Raw genomic sequence first — 20,039 nt, forward strand, 5'->3', positions numbered from 1 at the left:
CGCGGTGTGGTTCGACATTTTCGCCAGCCGCTGCGCCCAGGCACCGAAGGCTAAACTATCATGCAGAGCATGACAGGTTATGGCGAGAGCCATTTTAGCGCCGAAGGTGTACAAATTGTTTGCGCGGCACGAAGCCTCAACAGCCGGTTTCTCGATATCGAGTTAAAGTTTCCCGAAGAGCTCGCGTGGTTCAGAGCACACGCTGAAGATATTATTCGCGCCCGCATCGGCCGGGGGCGAGTTGAAGTTTCGCTGATGAGCGCGGCACCTCTGCCGGCGGACTATACTTTCAATACAGACATTCTGGCCCAATACGAGAAATTTCTTGCCTCGAAGCTCGGTAAGAAAAAAGTCACGCTCGATGCACGGGAATATCTGCATCTGCCGGGTTTTATCGAGCGGCGTGTCAAGAACTGGCGAAGCTACCAGACAAAATTTGACTTTCATCTGCTACGCGCGCTGATAAAAATGCAGCGCGCGCGCATCGCCGAGGGTCGGCGCACGACCCGCGCTTGTCTGACGCACCTGCGTTACCTCGCACGCGTGCAGCGGCGAATCGCCGTTCTGCATTCGCAGTCGCATCGCAAGAAGCTGATCGCCGTCAGGCACCGCATCTACACCGATTTTTTCGGAACTCCGCCGGGTGACGCCGGGCTTACACCGAATACCGGGCGGGGGCGAGGTTCGGCCGAACATTCACGATCGGTTCGCGATAAGGTGCATGTTGCCAATCTGATCTGGAACGAGCGTAAAGAGGATATTTTACGTTCTGTGCACCACGACGTGAGCGAAGAGATCAGCCGCATCGGTATGCACATTACGCGCATGCTTGAAATTTTTAAGAAACAAGAAAGCGCCGGGCGGGAGCTTGAGTTCTTCTTGCAAGAGCTGCAGCGCGAGGCAAACACCATCGGGGCCAAGGCACAAGACGCCGAGATCAATTCGCTCACCGTCATCATGAAGACTGAAATCGAACGCCTGCGCGAACAAGTACGCAATTTGGAGTAATCTAAATGAACAAGTTTAAGAAAATACCTGCGGTGCGACGAGCGATGGCGAGTCTCTGCCTTCTGAGCGGAGTCGAACCGTGAAGTTATTGCACGTCGGCTTTTCGAACAGCGTTGCGATCGATAAGATCGTCGCGATCATCACCCCCGAGACTGCAGTTGCCAAGAGATTGCGTGATCAAGGGCGCGAAAATAACAACCTTATCGACTGCACCATGGGCCGCAAGCTGCGCTCGATGGTCTTGACCGACAGCGAGTTTATTTTTCTTTCGGCGATGCGCCCAGAAGCGCTGACCCAACGCCTCGAAAGGCCAGCTGCTTCAGGCGAAGAAGAAGCGGTAGAAGATTAAGCAGGTTTCTTCTCAGCAGGCCGCTAGTGACTCCCGGCCTGCAGCTTCTCTCGGCGGTAGACGGCGTACATTTGCCAGGCGATCAATAACAACAGCAGCCAGAAAACCACCCTGAAAAGCCAGATCGAATAAGGGGGGTCGAACAACGTCAGTTTAAAGGCCGGGTTGGGTTTACCAGTTGCCAGACTAAATTCTGCATATTCGGTACCGCCAGCAACTGCATCATTGATGTCGTAACGTGGCTTTTGCGCATATTCGGCGCCGTAATAAAGCTGCAGCGTCTTTTTTTCGCTTGAAAACTTTTCAGGAATTCGAAACGCCAGGTATTCTTTGTCTGACACTGTGATAAACTGCGCCAGCGTCAAAGGTTCATCGTCGTCGTTGCGTATGTGCACCTGAATTTCACCAGAAAGCTGTTCGAAATCGATCGTATGCTGCTCCGGTTTGCCGGCTTTCTTGGTGATCGTCTGCGTTTTCACGAGGTTCTTCGTGTCGAACTTGCCGGGGCGGTGGTAGATCTGCACTTCGCGGCTGAAATCTGCTTCTTTGAAGCTGAGCTTCAGGTTGTTGGCCCGAACCCGGTCTTTGTTTTCGAAAACGAAAATGGAGTTGTTCTCGCCGTCGACCGAGGTCAGCAGCGACGACACGGGAATTTCTTTCTCGACCTTTCGGTCTTCGCCCGTCTTGTATGTCTGCCGCGCGTAAGGGATCAATTTGCCGTCGTAGACCAGCCTCAGATCGTTTTCACCCGCAGTGCGGTAGAGCTCCGCATCGACGAGAACCCGGCCGTAGCGGTTTTCGCCCACGCTGTCTGAGGCAAGCTGCAGGTCTTTCACGAATTTGAAGCGGTTGGGCTTGAATTTTTCAGCCGCCTCGACACTGCCGCCAGAAAGCACGGCGCCACCGATGAGCAGCACGAGTCCAAGTTCTTTGAACTTGCTGCGGAATTTTTCATAGTAGAAACTAACCAGCACGAGTCCCCCTCCCATGATGATACCGGCAAGAATGCGAATCGATTTATCCCATTGCCAGATATCGACCAGATAGAATTTTGCAATCGCCAAACCCATGAAGAAAAGGCCCGCCTGGCGAAACCAGACCTTTCTGTACTTGAAACCTGTAAAAAGCAGCACGAGGGCATACGCAGCAAAAACAAGCGTGACCATGAGCAGTCGCGCGTCTTTGCCTGTTACGATACGCTGCAATTCTGAGATGATGCCGACGAAAGAGGTCAGCAGGGCAACGCCGGTCAGAACCGGGCCGAAGTTGAATTGCAGCGGCCAGATAGATTTTGCGCGAAGCCAAATACTCGCTGCGGCGTAGAAAAAGAACCCGACCGCCTGAAAGTTCAGCAAGAACCATGCGTCTCTTGAGTGAGAGAGAGATGAAAAAAGAGATATCAGGTTAATGCCGTTGGCGATGATTGCGCCGAAGTAAAGCAGCGAATCATTGGCGCGGCCGCTGAAGTAGAGCGCAGCTGTGAGTAATACCGCGATGCTCAGCCTTTGCGCGGGGCCGTCGATCAACGTCGCAATGCCGGTGGCCAGGAGCAGCAGCACAATGAGGCTCGCGGCCGACAGATGGTAGCGCCTGGCGGCGGCAAACTGCAGCACGACGAGATTCAGCGCCGCCTGGCACAACACAGCAATCGCATAAATTTCGCGGGTAAAATCTTTATTGGCCGAAAGCACCGACGAGATCATCGCCGCATAGACGACGTTTAGGCTGATAACCGAAGCCGGGTGAAAAAAATCTCTGATTTTCTCTGCCCATTCGGCGGTGTGTGCAGTATAGAGCAGCATCGCCAGAGTCAGTGCGCAAAAGACGACCGCGGTCAGCGCGTATTGATTGTAGGTGCCGACCCAGCCAAAAATACTCAGGGCATTGCCGGCAAGAATGACCCACATCGCCTGGGGCGACTGGCGAAACTGTTGCAGCAAGAAGAAGAGCGCATTGACCGCGAAAAGATAGGTGCAGTAAGCAACAGGCTCATTGACGCCGGTTGAATGAATGACGGGCAACGCGAAGAAGCCGGCAAAGAGTATTACGGCGAGCGCCGTCGACCGTATGCGTCTGGCGAAGGCAAGCGAGAGCGCCATGAGAAAAAACATCATCGCCATGGTTTCGCTGCGGCTGAGAAAGTGGTATATGAAATGCGCAGAATAGATCGCTATCGTGTTGGCAGCGAGCGCAGTAATCGCCAGTATCTCGGGTATGTAGCGGTATTCTTTCTTATAGAGCCGGTAACTCAAGAAACCGAGTGCACCGAACGCCGCCTGCAGCATCAGCAACCGCACCCATTCGCTGAGCCAGCCCTGGTCGAGCGCATAGACCATAAATAGCGCGGTCGAAACAATGAGGGTGACGATGCCGATTTTACCGATGATATTACCGCCGATCAGCCATTCCCATGAGAAGCTGTCGCCCTCTGCTGGTGCAGCAGCGCTTGGTGTCGCCTTTGGGGTACTGAGGGGCGCTGCTGCTGGCCTGGTTTGCTCAGCCGTTGCTACAGCCTTTGCGGCGGGCTGCGCGATTGCCTGCACCGGAGCGCCAGCGCCACGCTTTGCCCGCTCAAGCTCAGAACGAAGTTTGAAGACTTCGGTTTCGAGCGAACCCAGTTTCTTTTCAAGATTTTCAAGCTGCGCCTGATCCATATAGCTGAATGCTGAGGTGGCGGTGGCGGGTCAACTGCATCGTTGCAGCAAGTGGCTTAAGGCCGCTGGGTTTTGAGTTTCAGCTGCAATGCCTGCCATCTGAGCCAGGCACAGAATGCGAGCCCCAGCCCATCGGCCGCGTCGTCTATTTTCATCTGCGCGGGCAGGTTCAGCAGCTTCGCAGTCATCAGCTGCAGCGTCTTTTTCTGCGCGGTGCCCGAACCAGTGATCGATTTTTTCATCGACGTGGGAGAAATTTCAGAGTAGGGTATCTTCGCCAGGTAGAGGTTCATCACAATCACGCCGCGGGCTTCAGAAAGGCGAATGCCTGTTGTCAGATCACGGCGCAAAAAAACCTGTTCGAGGCCTGCATGCTCAATCTCGTGTTTCGCGAAGAGAGTACGCATGAAATCCTGCAAGAGGGCGAGCCGATGGCCTTCTGCCTGTTTCGGGCTTGTTTCGACAACACCTGCGTCGCAGAAGCCGGCGCGATTACCTTCGACCTCGATGAGACCGTAGCCCATACGCGCGTAACCCGGGTCGAGACCAAGAAATTTCAAACCCATCGGCTTTGCGCGAAATGTTTGCCCGTCGGCAGAATTTCGAGTCGGTACTCGTCTTCGTTGATGAAGCCGTTGGTTTTTAGATCTTCAATCGCCGGGCGCAGCACATGTATATCTTTGCCGAGCTGTACCTCGAGTTCGCCGATGTCGATTTGCCGGCCGGCGCGGTCGTAGAGGTATTGTAGAACGAGCAGCGCGAGTTCGCTGCGCATGCTGGGGTTAGCCGGCGCTCCGCACGATCGTGCCGCGCTCGGCGTTGAACACCACCGGCTCACCGGTTTTGAGTTCGAGTTCGAGCACCTGAGCTTCGGTCAGCTTTTCAAGGTGCATGATGATTGAGCGCAAACTATTGCCATGCGCGGCGACGAGAATATTCTTGCCTTCTTTCAGCTTCGGCTCGATGTTTTTTTCAAACCAGGGTATCGAGCGCGCAGCAGTGTCTTTCAGCGACTCACCCTGCGGTGGCGGAACGTCGTAGCTGCGCCTCCAGATTTTCACCTGCGCATCGCCAAACTTCTTCGCTGTTTCTTCTTTATTCATTCCCTGCAGTTCACCGTACATGCGCTCGTTGAGCTGCCACGCTGAATAGACGGGAATGCTGTTCGCCTCAGAAGCGGGTGAATAGATCTTGAACCAGTCGCCGGGTTTTTCTGCGTTTTCTTTTTGCAGAATCGGCACTTTGCCCTCCAGGTTTTCAGACATGACAATCATCGCAGTCGTGATGGCGCGTATCAGGGTGGATGTATAAATGATATCGAATTTTTCGTGTGAGAGTCGCTTGCCTGCGGCAATCGCCTCTTGAACGCCCTGTGCTGAGAGTGGCACGTCGACCCATCCGGTGAAGAGGTTGTGCAGGTTCCACAGCGACTGGCCGTGGCGAATCAAGACGAGTTTTGCCATGCGCTGACTTTGGTCTTCGACAGTGCCCGTAAAGCAGATGGTGACTCACGTAAAGGTGCACGCGCGAGTTCACGCCTGCCACCCTGCCATTTGCTTGCCGCTTTGATTATACACCGTTAATCGTCGCCGGTGGCGATGCCAGGTTTTCCCAAAAGCGCCCCTCAAGGTAACGCCTGGATCTTCTACCTCGTGCTCGGCCTCGGCTCACCTGTGTGGGCCGCCTATGCGCAGAACAATCTTATGGGCGAAGGTCTCACCATCGCGCGAACAACTGCCCATCTGCTCGCAGCCGGTGGGTCGGTTGTGGGGTTTGGGCTTTTGACCGGTTTTAACGTGCGGCCTGGCCTCGTCGCAGTGCTCGCGCTGGTTTGGTCGCAGTCTGCCCTGTGGGCGACGCATGCGTACATCTCTTGGCGGGGGGCGATTCTCAGCCGTCTCGAACTGCTGCCCCCGCTTTTTTTGGCGGCGCTGCCGGTCTTGATCATCTGGCTGCTATTCAACCATACAGAGGAGAACCGGTGACGGCGCAGCCGACCGCGCTTGTGGTCGGTTCGGGCCCGGCAGGCCTCATGGCAGCAACCGTGCTGGCCGAAGGCGGGGCGGCGGTTGTGCTGTGCGAAAAGCAAAAAGCCATGGGGCGAAAACTACTGATTGCCGGGGGCTCGGGGCTCAACATTTCGAGCGCCTTGCCGTTGCCCGATTTTCTGCGCTCTTTCGAGGGACCAGAAATTGACTGGCATAAGCTCTTCGGGAAATTCTCAGTGCGCGATTGGTTAGAATTTCTCGCGAACCTCGGGTTGAAGACCTTTAAGGGTACGAGCGATCGCTATTTCGTTGAAGAGCTGAAAGCCACCAATCTGGTGAAGCGCTGGCTGGCCTTGCTCCAGCGGCGGCAGGTACAGTTCAAGACCGAATGCGAAGTTGTCGCTCTGCGCCGTGAAATAGATTCCACATACGTTGTGCAGCTGGCTTCGGGTGAAGAGTTAAGGGTTTCTGCAGTCGTCTTTGCTCTCGGGGGTGCGAGTTGGTTGCCGCAGGGAGCATCGGCTGATTGGCAGAAGATGCTTGCCGCGGCGGGTATTCAACAAGTACCCTTTGCATCCGCAAATTGTGGATTTTCAGTCGATTGGAAACCTGAGTTTCTCAGCGAGGTTGGCAGGCAGCCGCTCAAGAATATCGAGCTGCAGACGAGAAAAGGCAGCCGAAAAGGTGACCTCATGATCACCGACTACGGTATCGAGGGCACACCGGTCTACGCGGTGGGCGAGACTGGCATTGGGTTTCTCGACCTGAAGAGCGACCTGACGGCGGCCGCGATCGCAGCGCGCCTCGGCTCGGCTGCAGAAAATCTCGCACCTCTCAGGCGCGCGGTGAAGGTTTTAAAACTCGATGCCGTGCGCAGCGCATTGCTGTTTCACCACGCGCCCGCTGGGGTATTGGCTTCGACTGAGTCCATCGCCGCCGCAATCAAAAAATTTCCGTTGTTGTTGAAAGAGGCGCGGCCGCTCACTGAAGCAATCTCTTCAAGGGGAGGCATTGCGCTCATCGAAGTCGACGAAAACTTCATGCTGAAAAAGATGCCCGGAGTTTTCGTGGCGGGCGAAATGCTCGACTGGCATGCCCCCACGGGAGGGTTTCTGATTCAGGCGTGCGTCTCGCAGGGGTACGTTGCCGCGCATGCTGCGCTGAGTTTCTGCCAACACCCATCTATATGAAGAGCCCCGAATATTACAGCGTTGCCGCCAACGAGACAGAGAGAGAGGCACTGCGAAATGATCGTACAGCCAAATTCATCATATTTGGCATCATCGCTCTGGCATTTGCACTGTCATCGGCTGTCATGCTGAGCATTTTCTGGAAATCGCCACCGCAGAGAAATACCGTCGCGGCAGTGCTGAGCATTTTGTTCTTTATCGGTGTATTCTGGTTCTTGCGCACGCTGCGTCGCAGTAACAAAATCAGGCGCGGCGCGGAGTTCTTGCTCATTTACGGCATTGTCACTGCGAAGCGGCAAAGCATCGAGGGCGATGCCGCCTTCATCGCGATCAATCATCAGGAATTTTTGGTCGGCCCCAAAGTTTTCGACGAAGCGCGCATCGGCGCTCGCATCGGTGTGCGCGAATGGTCTGGTACAGGTGAATTCTACGACTACACGTTCAAGACGGCCCGCCTCGACGACTGGCTGCAACGCGGCGAGAAGTTATAGATCGGCCAGGTCATGGCCCATGACTGTCCAGTCTTTGTCGCCGAATCCCTTTTCAATATAACGGTCCATTTCTGCGGCGATGGCGGGCAAGAAGCGCAGGGCTTCGGTGGCAGAGGTGCTCGCATCGGCAATGAGCCTTGCATCTTTGCGCGCCATCTTCAGCTCCCATGACGGATTCTCGAAACTGCCGCTGAACATGCGACCAGCGCGCGGCTTCACGCTGGCACCAGGGTCGAAGTGCTCAAGCAGTTGCAAAAAATCAGCAGGTGAGAAATCCTCACTTTTCAAGAATCGCGCCACATCGGCAAGACCCGCCGTCACCGCCATCAGCATCAGATTGCCTGCAAGTTTCATGGCTGCTGCGCGGCCAGGCTCGGGGCCAAGCCATGCCAGTTTGCCCGTCATCGGTGTGAGCACCGGCGAAAGCGCTGCGAAACGATTCTTGTCGCCCGACAGCAGCATGACGCCGGCCGCATCGAGGGCATTTTGCGGTGACATGAAGACCGGCGCATGCTGGTAAAAGACGCCGATCGCTGCGAGCTTCTCTGTTCGGGCAACCGCGCCTGCAACGGATGTTGTCGTGTGGTCGACGAGCAGCGCGCCTTTGCCGAGAGCGGGCAGAATCGTCTTGATCACAGATTCGACAGCTACGTCATCAGAGAGCACCATGTGAATACGCTCGGCGCCGCGCACTGCGTCGCCTGCGTCGATAAACACCTTTGCGCCTTCTTTGCCGAGCTGTGCAGCGCGGTCGAGTGTGCGGTTCCAGACGCCCAATTGTTCACCGCGCCTGAGCGATGCGCGCGCAAAAGCCGAACCTAGAAGGCCCGTACCGAGAATCGTGATCATTGACCGAAGTTCGCCGCACACAAAAAGCGGCAAGCGCTTCGCGCATTTGAACTCGGTTTACATTGCGCCGGTCGCAGCCAGGCTGCCCAATGCTTGATCAGGTGCACCCATTCGCGCTCTCTCTCATGACCGGTCTGGCGATTGGCATCGAACGTGAGCACCACCACCGCAACTCGCATGACCCGCTCGGCGTCAGAACCTTTGCGCTGCTCGCTCTAGCGGGCACTGTCTGCGCATTCTTGGCGATCGACTGGCTGACGGGTGCGGTGGCTGCGGCGCTCTTCGTGCTGATTGCCCTTAGCTATTGGCGCTCGTCTGGCGGCAGTGGGGCTGCCAGAGACACAGGGCTCACGACCGAGGTCGCCGCGATTGTCGTCTATTGCACGGGCTACATCTTTTATCGCGATACCGCGATCGGGCTGGCAACGGGGCTTTCGACGCTGGCGCTGCTAATTTCGCGCGACACTCTGCATAAGTTTGCGCGCGAAAAGCTGCAGCGCAGCGAGTTGCAGGCGGCAGCGATTCTGCTGATTGCCATGTTCGGCGTTGTGCCTTTTTTGCCCAACCATGCCGTCGACCCCTTTGGAGTCATGAACCCCCGACAGCTCGTGACGTTGCTGTCGCTGATCGGAATTCTACAGTTCGTCGGCTATGCGACGCGGCGCATCTTTGGCGCACGCGCAGGCCTCGCGCTTTCGGGTTTTCTGGGCGGCATCGTTTCGAGCACTGCGGTGTTTCTGGGTCTCAGAGATGTCATGCAGGCGAACAAGAATTCAGAACGCGCCGTCATGGCCTCGGCGCTTTTCGCCAATGCCGCTTCACTCACTGAACTTGCAGCCGTTCTGGCGATGGGGTCGATAAATCTTCTCACCGCGATCGCGGTGCCGCTGGCGGTGTTGATCGGGCTGAACCTCGCTATAGCCGCGCTGCTTTTTACCCGACGGTCAGACGTTTCGCCTGAATCTGAACCCGGTAAGCCGCTGAGTGTCATGAGCGTGCTGAAGCTCGGCTTGCTCGTCTTTTCTCTCGTCGCCCTCGTTAACCTCGCCCACCGCACGCTGCAGAATACAGGCCTCTGGCTCGTTGCGTTTTTGTCGGGTCTATTCGAGTTGCAAGGGGTGAGTCTTGCCATCGCGCTCGATCTTTCGCGCGGCACTGTGGATATAGCAAGCGCGCGCACTGCCGTGCTCGTGGCGATAGCCGCCGCCTCTATGTCTAAAGTCGGCATTCTGCTGGTGAGACATCGAAATCGTTTCGGTCTCATTCTCTCCCTGATTCTCTGCGCGACCGTGGCTGCAGCGCTGGCGACCGCGGGCTTTACAGCGGCATGAAAGGCTAGAGCGAAGGCAGACTGCGCATGTTCATGGTCGCCCCGCGAGTTGTTGCGCCCGCTTTTTGCAGAAGTTCGGCCGTGTCGAGGCGATTGAGCTTCAGCGCGATCAAGTACGCTGTCCAGTAGTCGGCTATCCTGGTATCGAGTGCGGCACCCCGAACAATCAGCATCTTCGTAATATCGTTTTCGCCGAGGTAAGCCGCGAGCATCAGGGCTGTCCACCCCTGGTAGGCGGCATTCGGGTTCGCGCCTTTTGCCAGCCACGTGCGTGCTTCGCCAACTTTGCGCCCGAGAATTGCGTTTAAGAGTTTCGCATTCAACTGGTCGTTGATCGTAATATTACCCTTAAGGTCGTTATAGTCGTCAGTCGGTGCAGGTACCGGCGGAGTGTTGGTGACGACGCTGCCAAAGCTGTCTTGGCCGCGGTTGCGGTCGCGAAAGTGTGTCAGATAGACCGAGCGCGTCACGGTCTGATTACCCCGCGCACAGGGGTATTCATGCGTGCAGCCGAGGCTGAAAAGATACTTGCCGGTTTCTTGTACCGTCACAAACCCCTGAAACTTTTGACCTGAAGGTTGTATTGAAATGCTCAGCTTTGTGCGCTTGTTGCGCAGATAAGGGTCGATATCAATTTTGCCAGCATAGCCATTTTTCGGTGCGACTACTTCTTTCACGAGCTGGTCGTCGAGAAATACTTTGACAGTCGCCTCTTGCGCCGATATATCGATGAAACGACCCGAGTCGGCGAAGTAGAGGTCAGTCGGCAGTCTGTCGGCGGGGGCCTGCCTTCCCGGGTACATCTGCGCGATGCCTTTTTTGTCCAGCTCTGAAAGATGAAAGCTTACACCCAGCGGCTTACCGCTCTTGAATAATTTGCCGGGCAGGTAATAGCCCATTGTTGACTCGTGGTCGAACTCAGTCCAATTCATGTTCGCATCTGAAGTCTTGCCCAGAATTTCAGCATCGACTTTCGCTGTATCCCATTTGAACTGCTCGCGAAAGTATTTGTACGCCTCTGCGGGAATCCAGTCGATCGCGCCGCCGGGGCTCATCTGTTCGTGGCTCAGCCCCAGCGCATGGCCGAACTCGTGCAGAATAGTGCCTTCTGAACGCGTACCGACCGCAAAGCTCATGCTGTGCGAATCGGTACTCTCAGTGCCCCAGCCGACCGTTGACCAACCGGCAACACCCGGCTTTTGCGCTTCGTATTTAATGAGAATTGTGTGCTCTTTAACTGTCTTTTTCTCTTGATGAAACTCGAATTTAAAGTTACCATACCTTTCCCATTCGCGGGCATAGTGTTCTGTGACGCCGCGTTCGAGCTCGGTGCCATTGACGAAGTAGACCTTGATGGTTTGTCCGGGTTTCCAGCCGGTGCGTTTGTAATAGAAAGCGCGTTCGCGCGCGCTGTTAAAGATCGGCATGCCACACGAAGGCTGAGGCTTACCGGGTGCCGGTTGTGCTGAGAGATTCGCGAGGCTCAAGCATAGCAGCAAAATGATGCGGGATATATTCCGCAGGGAAATAATTCGCTGCACGTTGTTAATCCACACAAATCTGTTGTTTGTCGCTGCGCTCATAAACCTTCACCTTTCTTATCTGTCGTTTTAATCCGTCGGGCCATGTCTGCACGACGATTTCATAATAACCCGGCACTTCGCAGTGCCCCTGCTGGGGTGCGTATTCATAAAGCCGCACGCGATGGCCCGCGCCACTCGGGGCAACGGCCGGCGTATTGCCGGGTGGGGCAACGCGGCTGAAAAGGGCGCCATCGACTGCGCCGAGCGCTGGTTCGGCGTTCGTGAATGCCATTGCGAGTGCTGTCGCTGCAGCCCCGTCATTGAACGGGGCAAACCGCGCGGCGAAACTTTCGAGCGTCATGAATTCACGCGCCGACTCATCTGAGATTTCGATGTACGAGAGTTTTTGGTGGGCCAACTCGCGGCCACGGTAGCAAGCATAGAGTGCAGGTCTGCCTGGTGAACGCTCAGCGACGAGCGTCGCCGCCCGCAGCGAAGAGCAGCCATATTGCCGCCGCAGCCTTTCAACTGCGCTGGAATCTGGCTCGGCGGCAAGAAGGCCCGAAAAAGCCAACGGCACAAATAAAAAAATCACCTTCATCGCGACGCAGGTTTACAAACGCAGGGGAAAATGCAATCGGAATAAAAAAATGGCTTAAATTGCGCGGGGCGCAATTTAAGCCATTTTTACCTGTGGGCGGCACAGCCTGACGCGCATCGTGCGCTCGGCTGTGTCGGCCCATCCGTGGCCCCGACAAGATTGCCGAAGACGGCGCCCGTCGCTTGCGGGGCAAGCGCCGGCGAACGAACTTACGACCGCGCAGCCTTGCTGCGCCTGCCCTTCGGGCAGCCCTGCTTGCTTGCGGTGAGCTCGTCGAACCGTAAGGCCGGTGCTCTAACCAACTGTGCAAAGGCGTTTCTGCGAAACGCCGCTGCTCCGTCTTCGGTGCTAATCGCCCGAAATTCAAGAGAATGGAACTGTGGGCGATGTAAGATTACGGAAGACCGAGACCTGCGCGGTTGCTGTGCAACCGCTTGGTCGTCGAACTTTCGACCGCGCAGCTTTGCTGCGCCTGCCCCTCGGGCAGCCCTGCTTGCTTGCGGTGAGCTCGTCGAACCGTAAGGCCGGTGCTCTAACCAACTGTGCAAAGGCGTTTCTGCGAAACGCCGCTGCTCCGTCTTCGGTGCTAATTGCCCGAAATTCAAGAGAATGGAACTGTGGGCGATGTAAGATTCGAACTTACGACCGCGCAGCTTTGCTGCGCCTGCCCCTCGGGCAGCCCTGCTTGCTTGCGGTGAGCTCGTCGAACCGTAAGGCCGGTGCTCTAACCAACTGTGCAAAGGCGTTTCTGCGAAACGCCGCTGCTCCGTCTTCGGTGCTAATTGCCCGAAATTCAAGAGAATGGAACTGTGGGCGATGTAAGATTCGAACTTACGACCCCCTGCTTGTAAGGCAGGTGCTCTAACCAACTGAGCTAATCGCCCTTTTTTAAAAGACGGCCTCTGGCCGTCATAAATCTTACGTTGCCGCTGGTGCGCTGGCTTTTTTTACCAGTTGTGCAGTGCGGGCTTTTTTGCGCGATGCCGCGTTCTTGTGAACGAGATTTCTTTTCGCTGCCTTGTCTACGAGTGAGCTCAGTTGCACCTGTGCCTTCTGTGCCTCTTCAAGTTTCTTTTCTGCGACGAGAGCGCGCAGCTTTTTCTCTTGAGTACGAATCGCCGATTTTTCAGCCTGATTTTTCAGACGGCGTTTCTCGTTCTGGCGAGTTCTCTTCTTGGCAGATGCGATATTGGGCATTTCTTAAACCTTTCCTGATGTCGTGACTTGTGGCAATGAGCGAATTTGAGTCAGGTCGTCAACACTTCGACAAGCTGAGTGCCGGCCCCTCAACAGACCCCGTGCAGGCCGGTCGAAGGGCTGACCCAGGACGTTTTATTTAAAAACGCCCGCCTTGTCGGTGTTCTCCCATGTGAATGAGTTCTGGCCTGTGCGGCCGAAGTGGCCATACGCAGCCGTTGGGCGGTATTGTATCTTGCGCAGGTTCAGTGTCTCGCGAATGCCACGCGGTGTCAGATCAAAGTTTGCCTGAATGATTTGTTCAATCTTCTCATCGGCAACTTTGCCGGTGCCGAAAGTGTTCACAAGCAGTGAAACGGGTTTGGCAACCCCGATGGCGTAGGCTACCTGAATTTCACATTGGCTGGCAATACCTGAAGCCACAACGTTCTTGGCAACGTAGCGCATCATATACGCCGCGCTGCGGTCGACCTTCGACGGATCTTTGCCGCTGAAGGCGCCACCGCCGTGCCTCCCGTAACCACCGTAGGTGTCGACGATGATCTTGCGGCCGGTGAGACCGCAGTCGCCGTGTGGGCCCCCGACGACAAAGCGCCCGGTAGGGTTGATGAAATAGTTTGTGCCTTTCAAAAGTTCGGCAGGCAAAACTTTTTTGACACACATCTCGATGACCTGCTCGGTGAGTTTTGCGTGTTCGACGTCGGGTGTGTGCTGCGTTGAAACAACCACGGTCTGAATGCCCGCTGGTTTCCCTTTTTCGTACTTAACCGTCACCTGAGATTTCGCATCGGGGCGAAGAAATGGCAACGCATTGGTCTTGCGCAGGCGTGTCAGCTCTTCGAGAATCTTGTGCGAGTAATAGATCGGCATCGGCATCAAGGCATCAGTCTCGTTGATAGCAAAGCCAAACATCATGCCCTGATCGCCTGCGCCTTCTTCTTTATGCAGGCCATCGCCGGTGACGCCCTGCGCGATGTCTTGTGACTGCTCGTGCAGCAGAATATGGACTTTGGCAGTGCGGTAGTCGAAGCCGATATCGTCGTGAACATAGCCAATGTCTTTCATGACATCGCGCGCGATAAGCTCAATTTTTTCTTTGGTAATGTGGCCCTTGGGTGAAGTTGAAATTTCACCGGCTACGGTTACGTGGTCGGTAGTGGTGAGCGTTTCGCAGGCTACACGGGTGGTGTTATCGAGTGCCAGGTATGCATCGAGCACGGCATCTGAAATCTGGTCGCACACCTTGTCAGGGTGGCCTTCAGAGACTGACTCTGAAGTGAAGACATAATCGCGATCTTGAATCATGCGCTGAAACGAGACGATCACACATGCTGTAAATGACTATTCAGCATGCAGACTCTGCGCATAAGACGAAGCGCTGAAGTATATCACGACAACCCAAGGCCGATTTTGAGGTGTTTTTTTTTGAGGATCTACCACGAAAACGCGCCTGAAAAGCTTGACGTAAGCGGTACGCACCGTACACGGGGGTATGGCCGAATTAATGTCAGAAGCTATGGTTGCGCTCAAGGGTCGCTTTCGTGCGCCCAACATGCGTTACTACGGCCAATTCTTCTTTATCATAAACCAGAAGGGCGGTTATATCGATGTGGCGGCCGTCGTGATCACGGTCGGGTCAGATTTGTTTAATGCCCTGAATCCGACTGATTCATGGAAAAAATACGAAGCTCTGATCAATAAGCTAAAATACGAAAACAAATATTCGCAGTCGATCACGAATGAATTTCAGGCGAAGCTGAAACAGCTCGCGCTCGACAAACAATTCTTTGGCGACTTGCTCAAGGCAATGCACAGCGGCAAACAAGAGACGCTCAATTTCGTGCTCGCCGGCTTTTACCGGCGCGTGATCAAAGACGAAGAGTTTTTTCTTGAGTCGCATGCCGAGAAGGCTTCACTGAACGACGGCGATGACAATGCCGGGTCAGAGGCAAAAAGCACTGAGGGTGAGAATGGTACCTACCTGCCGGTTAAGCTCGACCTTGACCCCATTACCGGCAAAGACGTGAAAGAATTACGGCCAGGCGACACGATTCTGATTCGTGTGCTGCCGCAAGACGACCGGGCGAATGCGTTCATCGACGGGGCAGGCCTTCGCACCGAGAGTGGCTTTGTGAAATCGGCGCCATTTGTCATCACCAGCGTGACCTACCCAGGCGTGGGCGTAGAGCTCGTCGGTCGGCTGAAAGACGGCGTCTACGGCCGTATTATCGAAGAGCAGAGCGTGCTGGTGCGAACCCCAGAACCGGTCAAAAAGCCGGCCGCGTCAGCAGTGCAGTCAAAAGCCCCGCTTTCGTCTTCATTGCCTGCCGAAAAAAAGCAGCTCATGGTTATCGGGCTCGGCGTTCTTGGAGCCGCAATTCTCGCGATCATTCTATATTCGGTAATTTCATCGCTCTAGCACGTTGCTGAAAAATTAACCGTCTGGCCCCGTAGGCTGCTAGCTTAACACGAATACAGAAATTTCAGGTGGGCACGAAACCCGCAGAGGAAACCAGTGGCCCAGGCCGCGGTTGACGTAAAGCTGCGAACCATACTCGCTGTAATGATCGACATAATACTTGTATATCCAATGCGCGCCATTGAGGTAAGAGTTTTGTTTCTGGGAGAAATTAATCTGACCGCCGTGTGTGTGGCCTGACAGCACGAGGTCGACCTTTTGTGTTTTGAGAAATTCAAAATCTGCCGGGTTATGGTTCAGCAGAATCGTGGGCAGCCCGGCGCGCAGCTGGCCCTGCGTATGCCTGAAGTACCGCTGCATAATCTCACTGCGGCCCCCGCCGAGCGGTGGGTAGTCGAGACCCGCCAATTGTAGTTTACCTTTACCCCGACCAATAATCTGCACGTCGTTCTGCAGCATTCCAAGGCCGGCTGAATTAAACGCGGCTGCAGCTTTCACGCCATCGTCGATGTAATCGTGGTTGCCCATTGCACCGAAAACGCGGCCACCCGCCACGTAGCCGCGGCGCTCGGGCAGCATGGCATCGATCAGCGCAAAAAAAGTCGAGGCGGTTGGCAGAAACGCGTTATTGTTGTCGATGATATCGCCGGTGACGACGACATAATCGGGCCTCGCAGCCTGCATCAGGCCGAGCGCGAAGTTGAGATATTTCTCACCGATCAGCTGCCCGATATGAATATCTGATATCTGCAGAATTCTGATGCCCTTGAGGTCGTCGTGCAGACCTTCAATTCTGATCGGCACCTCTTTAACCCAGATTTCGCGCGACCCCAGAAACATGCCGCTGATCGCCGCTGCACTTGTCGCAGCAGGCAGCAGGTTGACGCCGACGCCTAAGACTGTGGCAGCTTTTTGTATAAAGTCTGCCCGCGATACTCCTTGACCTGTGATGGTATTATCGGTCGGCGGGCGGCGCAGTCGCTGCCATAGCATACCGAGTACCCACAAAAAAACCAAGGGTAACAGCCAGGCGAAATGCGCATAATTGATGCCGAGTAAAATACTATGTATCGGCAGGTACCACTGCGGCAATGTGTAATCGATGCCGCGACCGGGGCTCAGCACCGCAAACCACATGATACTTTGGCCCGCAGCGACCATCGCAAAGTACGCAATGCGGATGTATTTGCGAAAGCGCAGGCGGCTCACATAAGGCGAGAGCTTTTTCCAGATTACAATTTGGAAAAGCAGCAACGTGAGCGTAATGACCGCCGCTACAAGCTTAAAAATAATGAGTCTCGACATCGTGCCGCGCTTACTTCATCTTGCCCGGCGCGGCCTTTTTCGCAGGCAGCGGTTTTATCTTGTTCGCGGTTTTGCTTTTGGTCTGACCCGTAATCGACGCCACTTGCAGCGTCTCGCCCTCGAGGGTGATCGTCACTGTGTCGCCGGCAGCCACGCGCTCATCGATAATCGCGTCTGTAATAATGTCGCGCAGCGTATCTTGAAACAGCCTCGCCATAGGGCGCGCACCCATGACCGGGTCGTAACCTTTGGCAGCTAAATGTCTGCGCGCGCTGGCAGTCAGCGCCACGCTGATCTGTTTTTCTTCGAGCTGGCGGTTGAGCTCCGCAAGGTTTTTATCGACGATCTTATCGAGCACGCCGTCTGAAAGGCGGTCGAACACGACGACATCGTCGAGCCGGTTCAGAAATTCTGGCGAAAAGAATGTTTTCAGCGCCGACTTGACATGTGCAGCACCTTTGGCCTTATCTTCAAAGCCAATGCGGGCACTACTCAGTTCACCAGAGCCCGCATTCGAAGTCATGACCAGAAGCACGTGCCTGAAATCGGCCTTTTTGCCGGTCGCATCGGTGACGGTGGCATAATCCATGACCTGCAATAGTGTGCTGAAGATGTCGGGGTGGGCCTTTTCGATCTCGTCGAGCAGCAGCACCGAACGCGGGTGTTTACGAATGGCATCTGTGAGTTGTGCACCCTGGTCAAAACCGACATAACCGGGGGGTGAACCCAAGAGGCGCGAGATGCTGTGTTTTTCCATATATTCGCTCATGTCAAAGCGAATAAGCTCGACGCCGAGCTCTCCAGCGATTGCGCGCGTGAGTTCTGTCTTGCCAGTGCCGGTAGGGCCGGTAAACAAGAAGCTGCCGATTGGCTTCTGTTTGTTGCCAAGGCCCGCGCGGTGGCGCTTGATTGCCCGGGCGATTTTTTCGACCGCGGCGTCTTGCCCGTAAATTCGCGCCTTAAGGTTCTCTGCGATTGACTTTAGGCCGGCACCTTCGCTTGTATTGTAAGATTCAAGGTTCACATTGGCGAGACGCGATACAATCGCACGCAGATCGGCTTCGAGTACCTCGCGCTGCTTTGGCTTGTGAATGTGCAGCGAAGCGCCCGCTTCGTCGACGACGTCGATGGCTTTATCGGGCAGGTAGCGCTCGTTGATATGCTCTGCCGAGAGGTCGACGGCTTTGCGCAAAATTTCGTCGCTGTACGCGACCTCGTGATAGTCTTCGTAAAGTTTTCTCAGCCCGAGAAGAATCTGGTACGCGTCGTCACGCGACGGCTCTGCTATATCCACTTTTTGAAAGCGGCGCGAGAGCGCGCGGTCTTTCTCGAAATAACGGCGGTACTCTTCGTAGGTTGTTGCCCCCACGCAGCGCATATCGCCGCGCGTCAGCACTGGCTTCAGCATGTTTGCAGCATCCATACTGTCACCGCGCGTGGCCCCCGCACCGACGATCTGGTGAATTTCGTCGATGTACAAAATTACCTTCTTCTTAGCCGCCAGTGCTGCAATGATTGCCTGCATGCGCTCTTCAAAGTCGCCGCGGTAGCGTGTGCCGGCCACAAGCGAGCTGACATCGATCGAATAGATCTCATAACCCTTAAGGCGCGGTGGTACTTCGCCGGCGACGAGCTTCTGCGCCAGGCCGCGCATAATCGCCGTCTTGCCTACGCCCGGTTCGCCGACGTGCAGCGCGTTATTCTTGTTGCGGCGGCATAAAATTTCCATCGTGCGGCTGAGCTCTTCGGCGCGGCCAATCAGATTGTCATATTTGCCCGCACGCGCCTCTTCGGTCATGTTGACGGTAAAAGCTTTGAGAACTTTGTCGGGGCTTTCGGCTGCCTGCGCCTGCCCTTCGTCGCCGCCTTCGCCGCTGACCGTTTCGCCCGCAGGTTCGGCGGGTGCCGGAGTCAGACCGTGCGTGATGTAGCGCAGCACCCGGGCGCGGTTGATGCCTTGCTTTTCGAGAAAATAGGCGGCATGAGAATCGCGTTGCCTGAAAATGCCGTCGAAAATGTCGGCGATCGAAAGTTCGCGGCTGCTGTTCAGAATCATGCGCACGAGCAGCATCTCACGAAAATTTGTCAGGGCCGCCGATTCGGCAATTTCAGTTTCTGCGTCGAGATCTTGGTCGAATGTCTGAATGTGTTGTGTCAGGTCGCGGCGCAGCTCTTCGACATTGCACCTCAGGTCGCGTAAGATCTCGAGACCTTCATCGGTATCGGTGATTGCCAGCAAGACGTGTTCGAACGTGATGATCGAGTTCTTAAAATCGCGCGCCAGATCAAAAGCCCGCTGGTGTATTCTTTCAACGACATTAGCCACGCGATTCTCCTTTCAGCAACTATTCAGGTTCTGACTTGCACGCCAGAGGAAAACCCTCTTGCTCTGCGTGCGCCATGACCTGCTTTACCTTTGTTTCGGCAACTTCGCGCGGGTAAGTGCCCGCGACCCCGCTGCCGTTATTATGCACGTCGAGCATGATGCGTTTGGCCTCGTGCTCGTTCTTCTGAAAATACTTCTGCAATACATACACGACGAATTCCATCGTTGTGTAGTTATCATTGAGCAGAATAACCTTGTATAACCGCGGCTTTTTTGCCCTGGTTAGAACATCGGTATCTTCGTCACGCCGCGCGCCAACAGACATTACCCGGTAAATATAATTCTATAGCGGGGGGATAGCAAAAATATGCAGGCCAATTCTACATCTTTTGGGCCCGCTGGCCGCCACAAAAATCTCTTGAAAGACCGACTTTCCTTTCGATCTTGGCGGTCATGGATACTGTGCAGATAAAAGACGTAGCCGTCGCGACAGCTATTGCCTACCTGCATGGCAGGCTCGATGTTGCGGTTTCTGGCGAGGTTGAAGAATACCTGCTGAAGACAATCGAAGCCAAGAGTATCAAGCACCTCGTGCTGAACATGGCAGATGTCGAATATATGTCATCTTCGGGCTTTCGTGTCATGATCGCGCTCTTGAGAAAGCTCAAAGACCTCAAAGGTTCACTGAAAATTTGCTGCGTGCGCCCGGCGGTGAAGCGTATTTTCGACGTGATTGAACTGACCACTCTCTTCGACATGTTTGAAACCGAAGAAGAAGCGCTGGCTGCGAAAGCCTAAGCAGGATACCG

Annotated in this window: 20 protein-coding genes and 1 tRNA gene; 8 read left to right on the top strand and 13 right to left on the bottom strand. The window is 55.2% G+C overall.

Annotated elements, in window-relative coordinates:
* The first annotated feature begins 60 nt into the window (after window positions 1-60).
* Window positions 61-1,008, top strand: coding sequence for a YicC family protein (locus tag TURPA_RS11085; protein WP_014803398.1), 948 nt, complete (start codon window positions 61-63; stop codon window positions 1,006-1,008).
* A gap of 79 nt (window positions 1,009-1,087) precedes the next feature.
* On the top strand, window positions 1,088-1,357 hold the full coding sequence (locus TURPA_RS11090; RefSeq protein WP_014803399.1) for a DUF370 domain-containing protein: 270 nt from the start codon (window positions 1,088-1,090) through the stop codon (window positions 1,355-1,357).
* Window positions 1,358-1,380: 23 nt separating this feature from the next.
* Here TURPA_RS11090 and TURPA_RS11095 read toward each other — a convergent pair whose 3' ends face one another.
* Genes TURPA_RS11095 through TURPA_RS11110 form a run of 4 tightly spaced genes read right to left on the bottom strand, consistent with a single transcriptional unit; the run spans window position 1,381 to window position 5,474 of the window.
* Window positions 1,381-4,011, bottom strand: coding sequence for a DUF2339 domain-containing protein (locus TURPA_RS11095; protein ID WP_014803400.1), 2,631 nt, complete (start codon window positions 4,009-4,011; stop codon window positions 1,381-1,383).
* Between the two features lie 56 nt (window positions 4,012-4,067).
* Window positions 4,068-4,577, bottom strand: coding sequence for a crossover junction endodeoxyribonuclease RuvC (locus TURPA_RS11100; protein ID WP_014803401.1), 510 nt, complete (start codon window positions 4,575-4,577; stop codon window positions 4,068-4,070).
* Window positions 4,568-4,786: a hypothetical protein gene (locus tag TURPA_RS11105; protein ID WP_014803402.1), complete on the bottom strand. Its 219-nt coding sequence runs from the start codon at window positions 4,784-4,786 to the stop codon at window positions 4,568-4,570. The genes TURPA_RS11100 and TURPA_RS11105 overlap by 10 nt, the downstream gene beginning before the upstream one ends.
* Before the next feature lie 7 nt (window positions 4,787-4,793).
* Window positions 4,794-5,474 carry a 2,3-bisphosphoglycerate-dependent phosphoglycerate mutase gene (locus tag TURPA_RS11110; protein ID WP_014803403.1) on the bottom strand — a complete coding sequence of 227 codons (681 nt, stop codon included), beginning with the start codon at window positions 5,472-5,474 and terminating at the stop codon, window positions 4,794-4,796.
* 129 nt (window positions 5,475-5,603) lie between these two features.
* Between TURPA_RS11110 and TURPA_RS23875 the strand changes: the two genes are divergently transcribed.
* Genes TURPA_RS23875 through TURPA_RS11125 form a run of 3 tightly spaced genes read left to right on the top strand, consistent with a single transcriptional unit; the run spans window position 5,604 to window position 7,680 of the window.
* Window positions 5,604-5,996, top strand: a complete 393-nt coding sequence (locus TURPA_RS23875; RefSeq protein ID WP_041948467.1) for a hypothetical protein — start codon at window positions 5,604-5,606, stop codon at window positions 5,994-5,996.
* The gene (locus TURPA_RS11120; RefSeq protein ID WP_014803405.1) at window positions 5,993-7,189 is read left to right on the top strand and encodes a BaiN/RdsA family NAD(P)/FAD-dependent oxidoreductase; all 1,197 of its coding nucleotides are present in this window, start codon (window positions 5,993-5,995) and stop codon (window positions 7,187-7,189) included. The genes TURPA_RS23875 and TURPA_RS11120 overlap by 4 nt, the downstream gene beginning before the upstream one ends.
* Window positions 7,186-7,680, top strand: a complete 495-nt coding sequence (locus tag TURPA_RS11125) for an Asp23/Gls24 family envelope stress response protein (RefSeq protein WP_014803406.1) — start codon at window positions 7,186-7,188, stop codon at window positions 7,678-7,680. The genes TURPA_RS11120 and TURPA_RS11125 overlap by 4 nt, the downstream gene beginning before the upstream one ends.
* On the opposite strand, the gene TURPA_RS11130 is transcribed toward TURPA_RS11125, so the two are convergent.
* On the bottom strand, window positions 7,675-8,529 hold the full coding sequence (locus TURPA_RS11130) for an NAD(P)-dependent oxidoreductase (protein ID WP_014803407.1): 855 nt from the start codon (window positions 8,527-8,529) through the stop codon (window positions 7,675-7,677). The genes TURPA_RS11125 and TURPA_RS11130 overlap by 6 nt on opposite strands.
* Before the next feature lie 89 nt (window positions 8,530-8,618).
* Here TURPA_RS11130 and TURPA_RS11135 point away from each other — a divergent pair, with 89 nt between their 5' ends.
* Entirely contained in the window at window positions 8,619-9,860 is a 1,242-nt protein-coding gene (locus tag TURPA_RS11135) for an MgtC/SapB family protein (protein WP_014803408.1), read from the top strand.
* Between the two features lie 4 nt (window positions 9,861-9,864).
* On the opposite strand, the gene TURPA_RS11140 is transcribed toward TURPA_RS11135, so the two are convergent.
* The 5 genes from TURPA_RS11140 to metK all read right to left on the bottom strand — a co-directional run bounded on the left by TURPA_RS11140 (window position 9,865) and on the right by metK (window position 14,482).
* Window positions 9,865-11,286 carry an ankyrin repeat domain-containing protein gene (locus TURPA_RS11140; protein WP_169314416.1) on the bottom strand — a complete coding sequence of 474 codons (1,422 nt, stop codon included), beginning with the start codon at window positions 11,284-11,286 and terminating at the stop codon, window positions 9,865-9,867.
* 118 nt (window positions 11,287-11,404) lie between these two features.
* Window positions 11,405-11,977, bottom strand: coding sequence for a hypothetical protein (locus TURPA_RS11145; protein ID WP_157210473.1), 573 nt, complete (start codon window positions 11,975-11,977; stop codon window positions 11,405-11,407).
* 816 nt (window positions 11,978-12,793) lie between these two features.
* Window positions 12,794-12,867: transfer RNA gene (locus TURPA_RS11155), tRNA-Val, on the bottom strand.
* Window positions 12,868-12,901: 34 nt separating this feature from the next.
* On the bottom strand, window positions 12,902-13,180 hold the full coding sequence (gene rpsT / locus TURPA_RS11160) for a 30S ribosomal protein S20 (RefSeq protein ID WP_014803411.1): 279 nt from the start codon (window positions 13,178-13,180) through the stop codon (window positions 12,902-12,904).
* A gap of 135 nt (window positions 13,181-13,315) precedes the next feature.
* Window positions 13,316-14,482: a methionine adenosyltransferase gene (gene metK, locus TURPA_RS11165; RefSeq protein ID WP_157210630.1), complete on the bottom strand. Its 1,167-nt coding sequence runs from the start codon at window positions 14,480-14,482 to the stop codon at window positions 13,316-13,318.
* A 190-nt stretch (window positions 14,483-14,672) separates the two neighbouring features.
* Between metK and TURPA_RS11170 the strand changes: the two genes are divergently transcribed.
* A complete protein-coding gene (locus TURPA_RS11170) occupies window positions 14,673-15,599 on the top strand; it encodes a hypothetical protein (protein ID WP_014803413.1) in 927 nt (308 codons plus the stop codon).
* Window positions 15,600-15,638: 39 nt separating this feature from the next.
* Here the strand turns inward: TURPA_RS11170 and TURPA_RS11175 are convergent, their stop codons facing one another.
* The 3 genes from TURPA_RS11175 to clpS are packed head-to-tail and all read right to left on the bottom strand — an operon-like array spanning window position 15,639 to window position 19,555.
* On the bottom strand, window positions 15,639-16,904 hold the full coding sequence (locus TURPA_RS11175; protein ID WP_014803414.1) for a metallophosphoesterase: 1,266 nt from the start codon (window positions 16,902-16,904) through the stop codon (window positions 15,639-15,641).
* A 10-nt stretch (window positions 16,905-16,914) separates the two neighbouring features.
* Complete coding sequence (locus TURPA_RS11180) at window positions 16,915-19,230, bottom strand: AAA family ATPase (protein ID WP_014803415.1); 2,316 nt, start codon at window positions 19,228-19,230, stop codon at window positions 16,915-16,917.
* A 19-nt stretch (window positions 19,231-19,249) separates the two neighbouring features.
* Window positions 19,250-19,555, bottom strand: a complete 306-nt coding sequence (clpS, locus tag TURPA_RS11185) for an ATP-dependent Clp protease adapter ClpS (RefSeq protein ID WP_014803416.1) — start codon at window positions 19,553-19,555, stop codon at window positions 19,250-19,252.
* A 128-nt stretch (window positions 19,556-19,683) separates the two neighbouring features.
* Between clpS and TURPA_RS11190 the strand changes: the two genes are divergently transcribed.
* On the top strand, window positions 19,684-20,028 hold the full coding sequence (locus tag TURPA_RS11190; RefSeq protein ID WP_014803417.1) for an STAS domain-containing protein: 345 nt from the start codon (window positions 19,684-19,686) through the stop codon (window positions 20,026-20,028).
* Window positions 20,029-20,039 lie beyond the last annotated feature (11 nt).

The organism is Turneriella parva DSM 21527 (assembly GCF_000266885.1).
GTDB classification, from domain to species: Bacteria; Spirochaetota; Leptospiria; order Turneriellales; family Turneriellaceae; genus Turneriella; species Turneriella parva.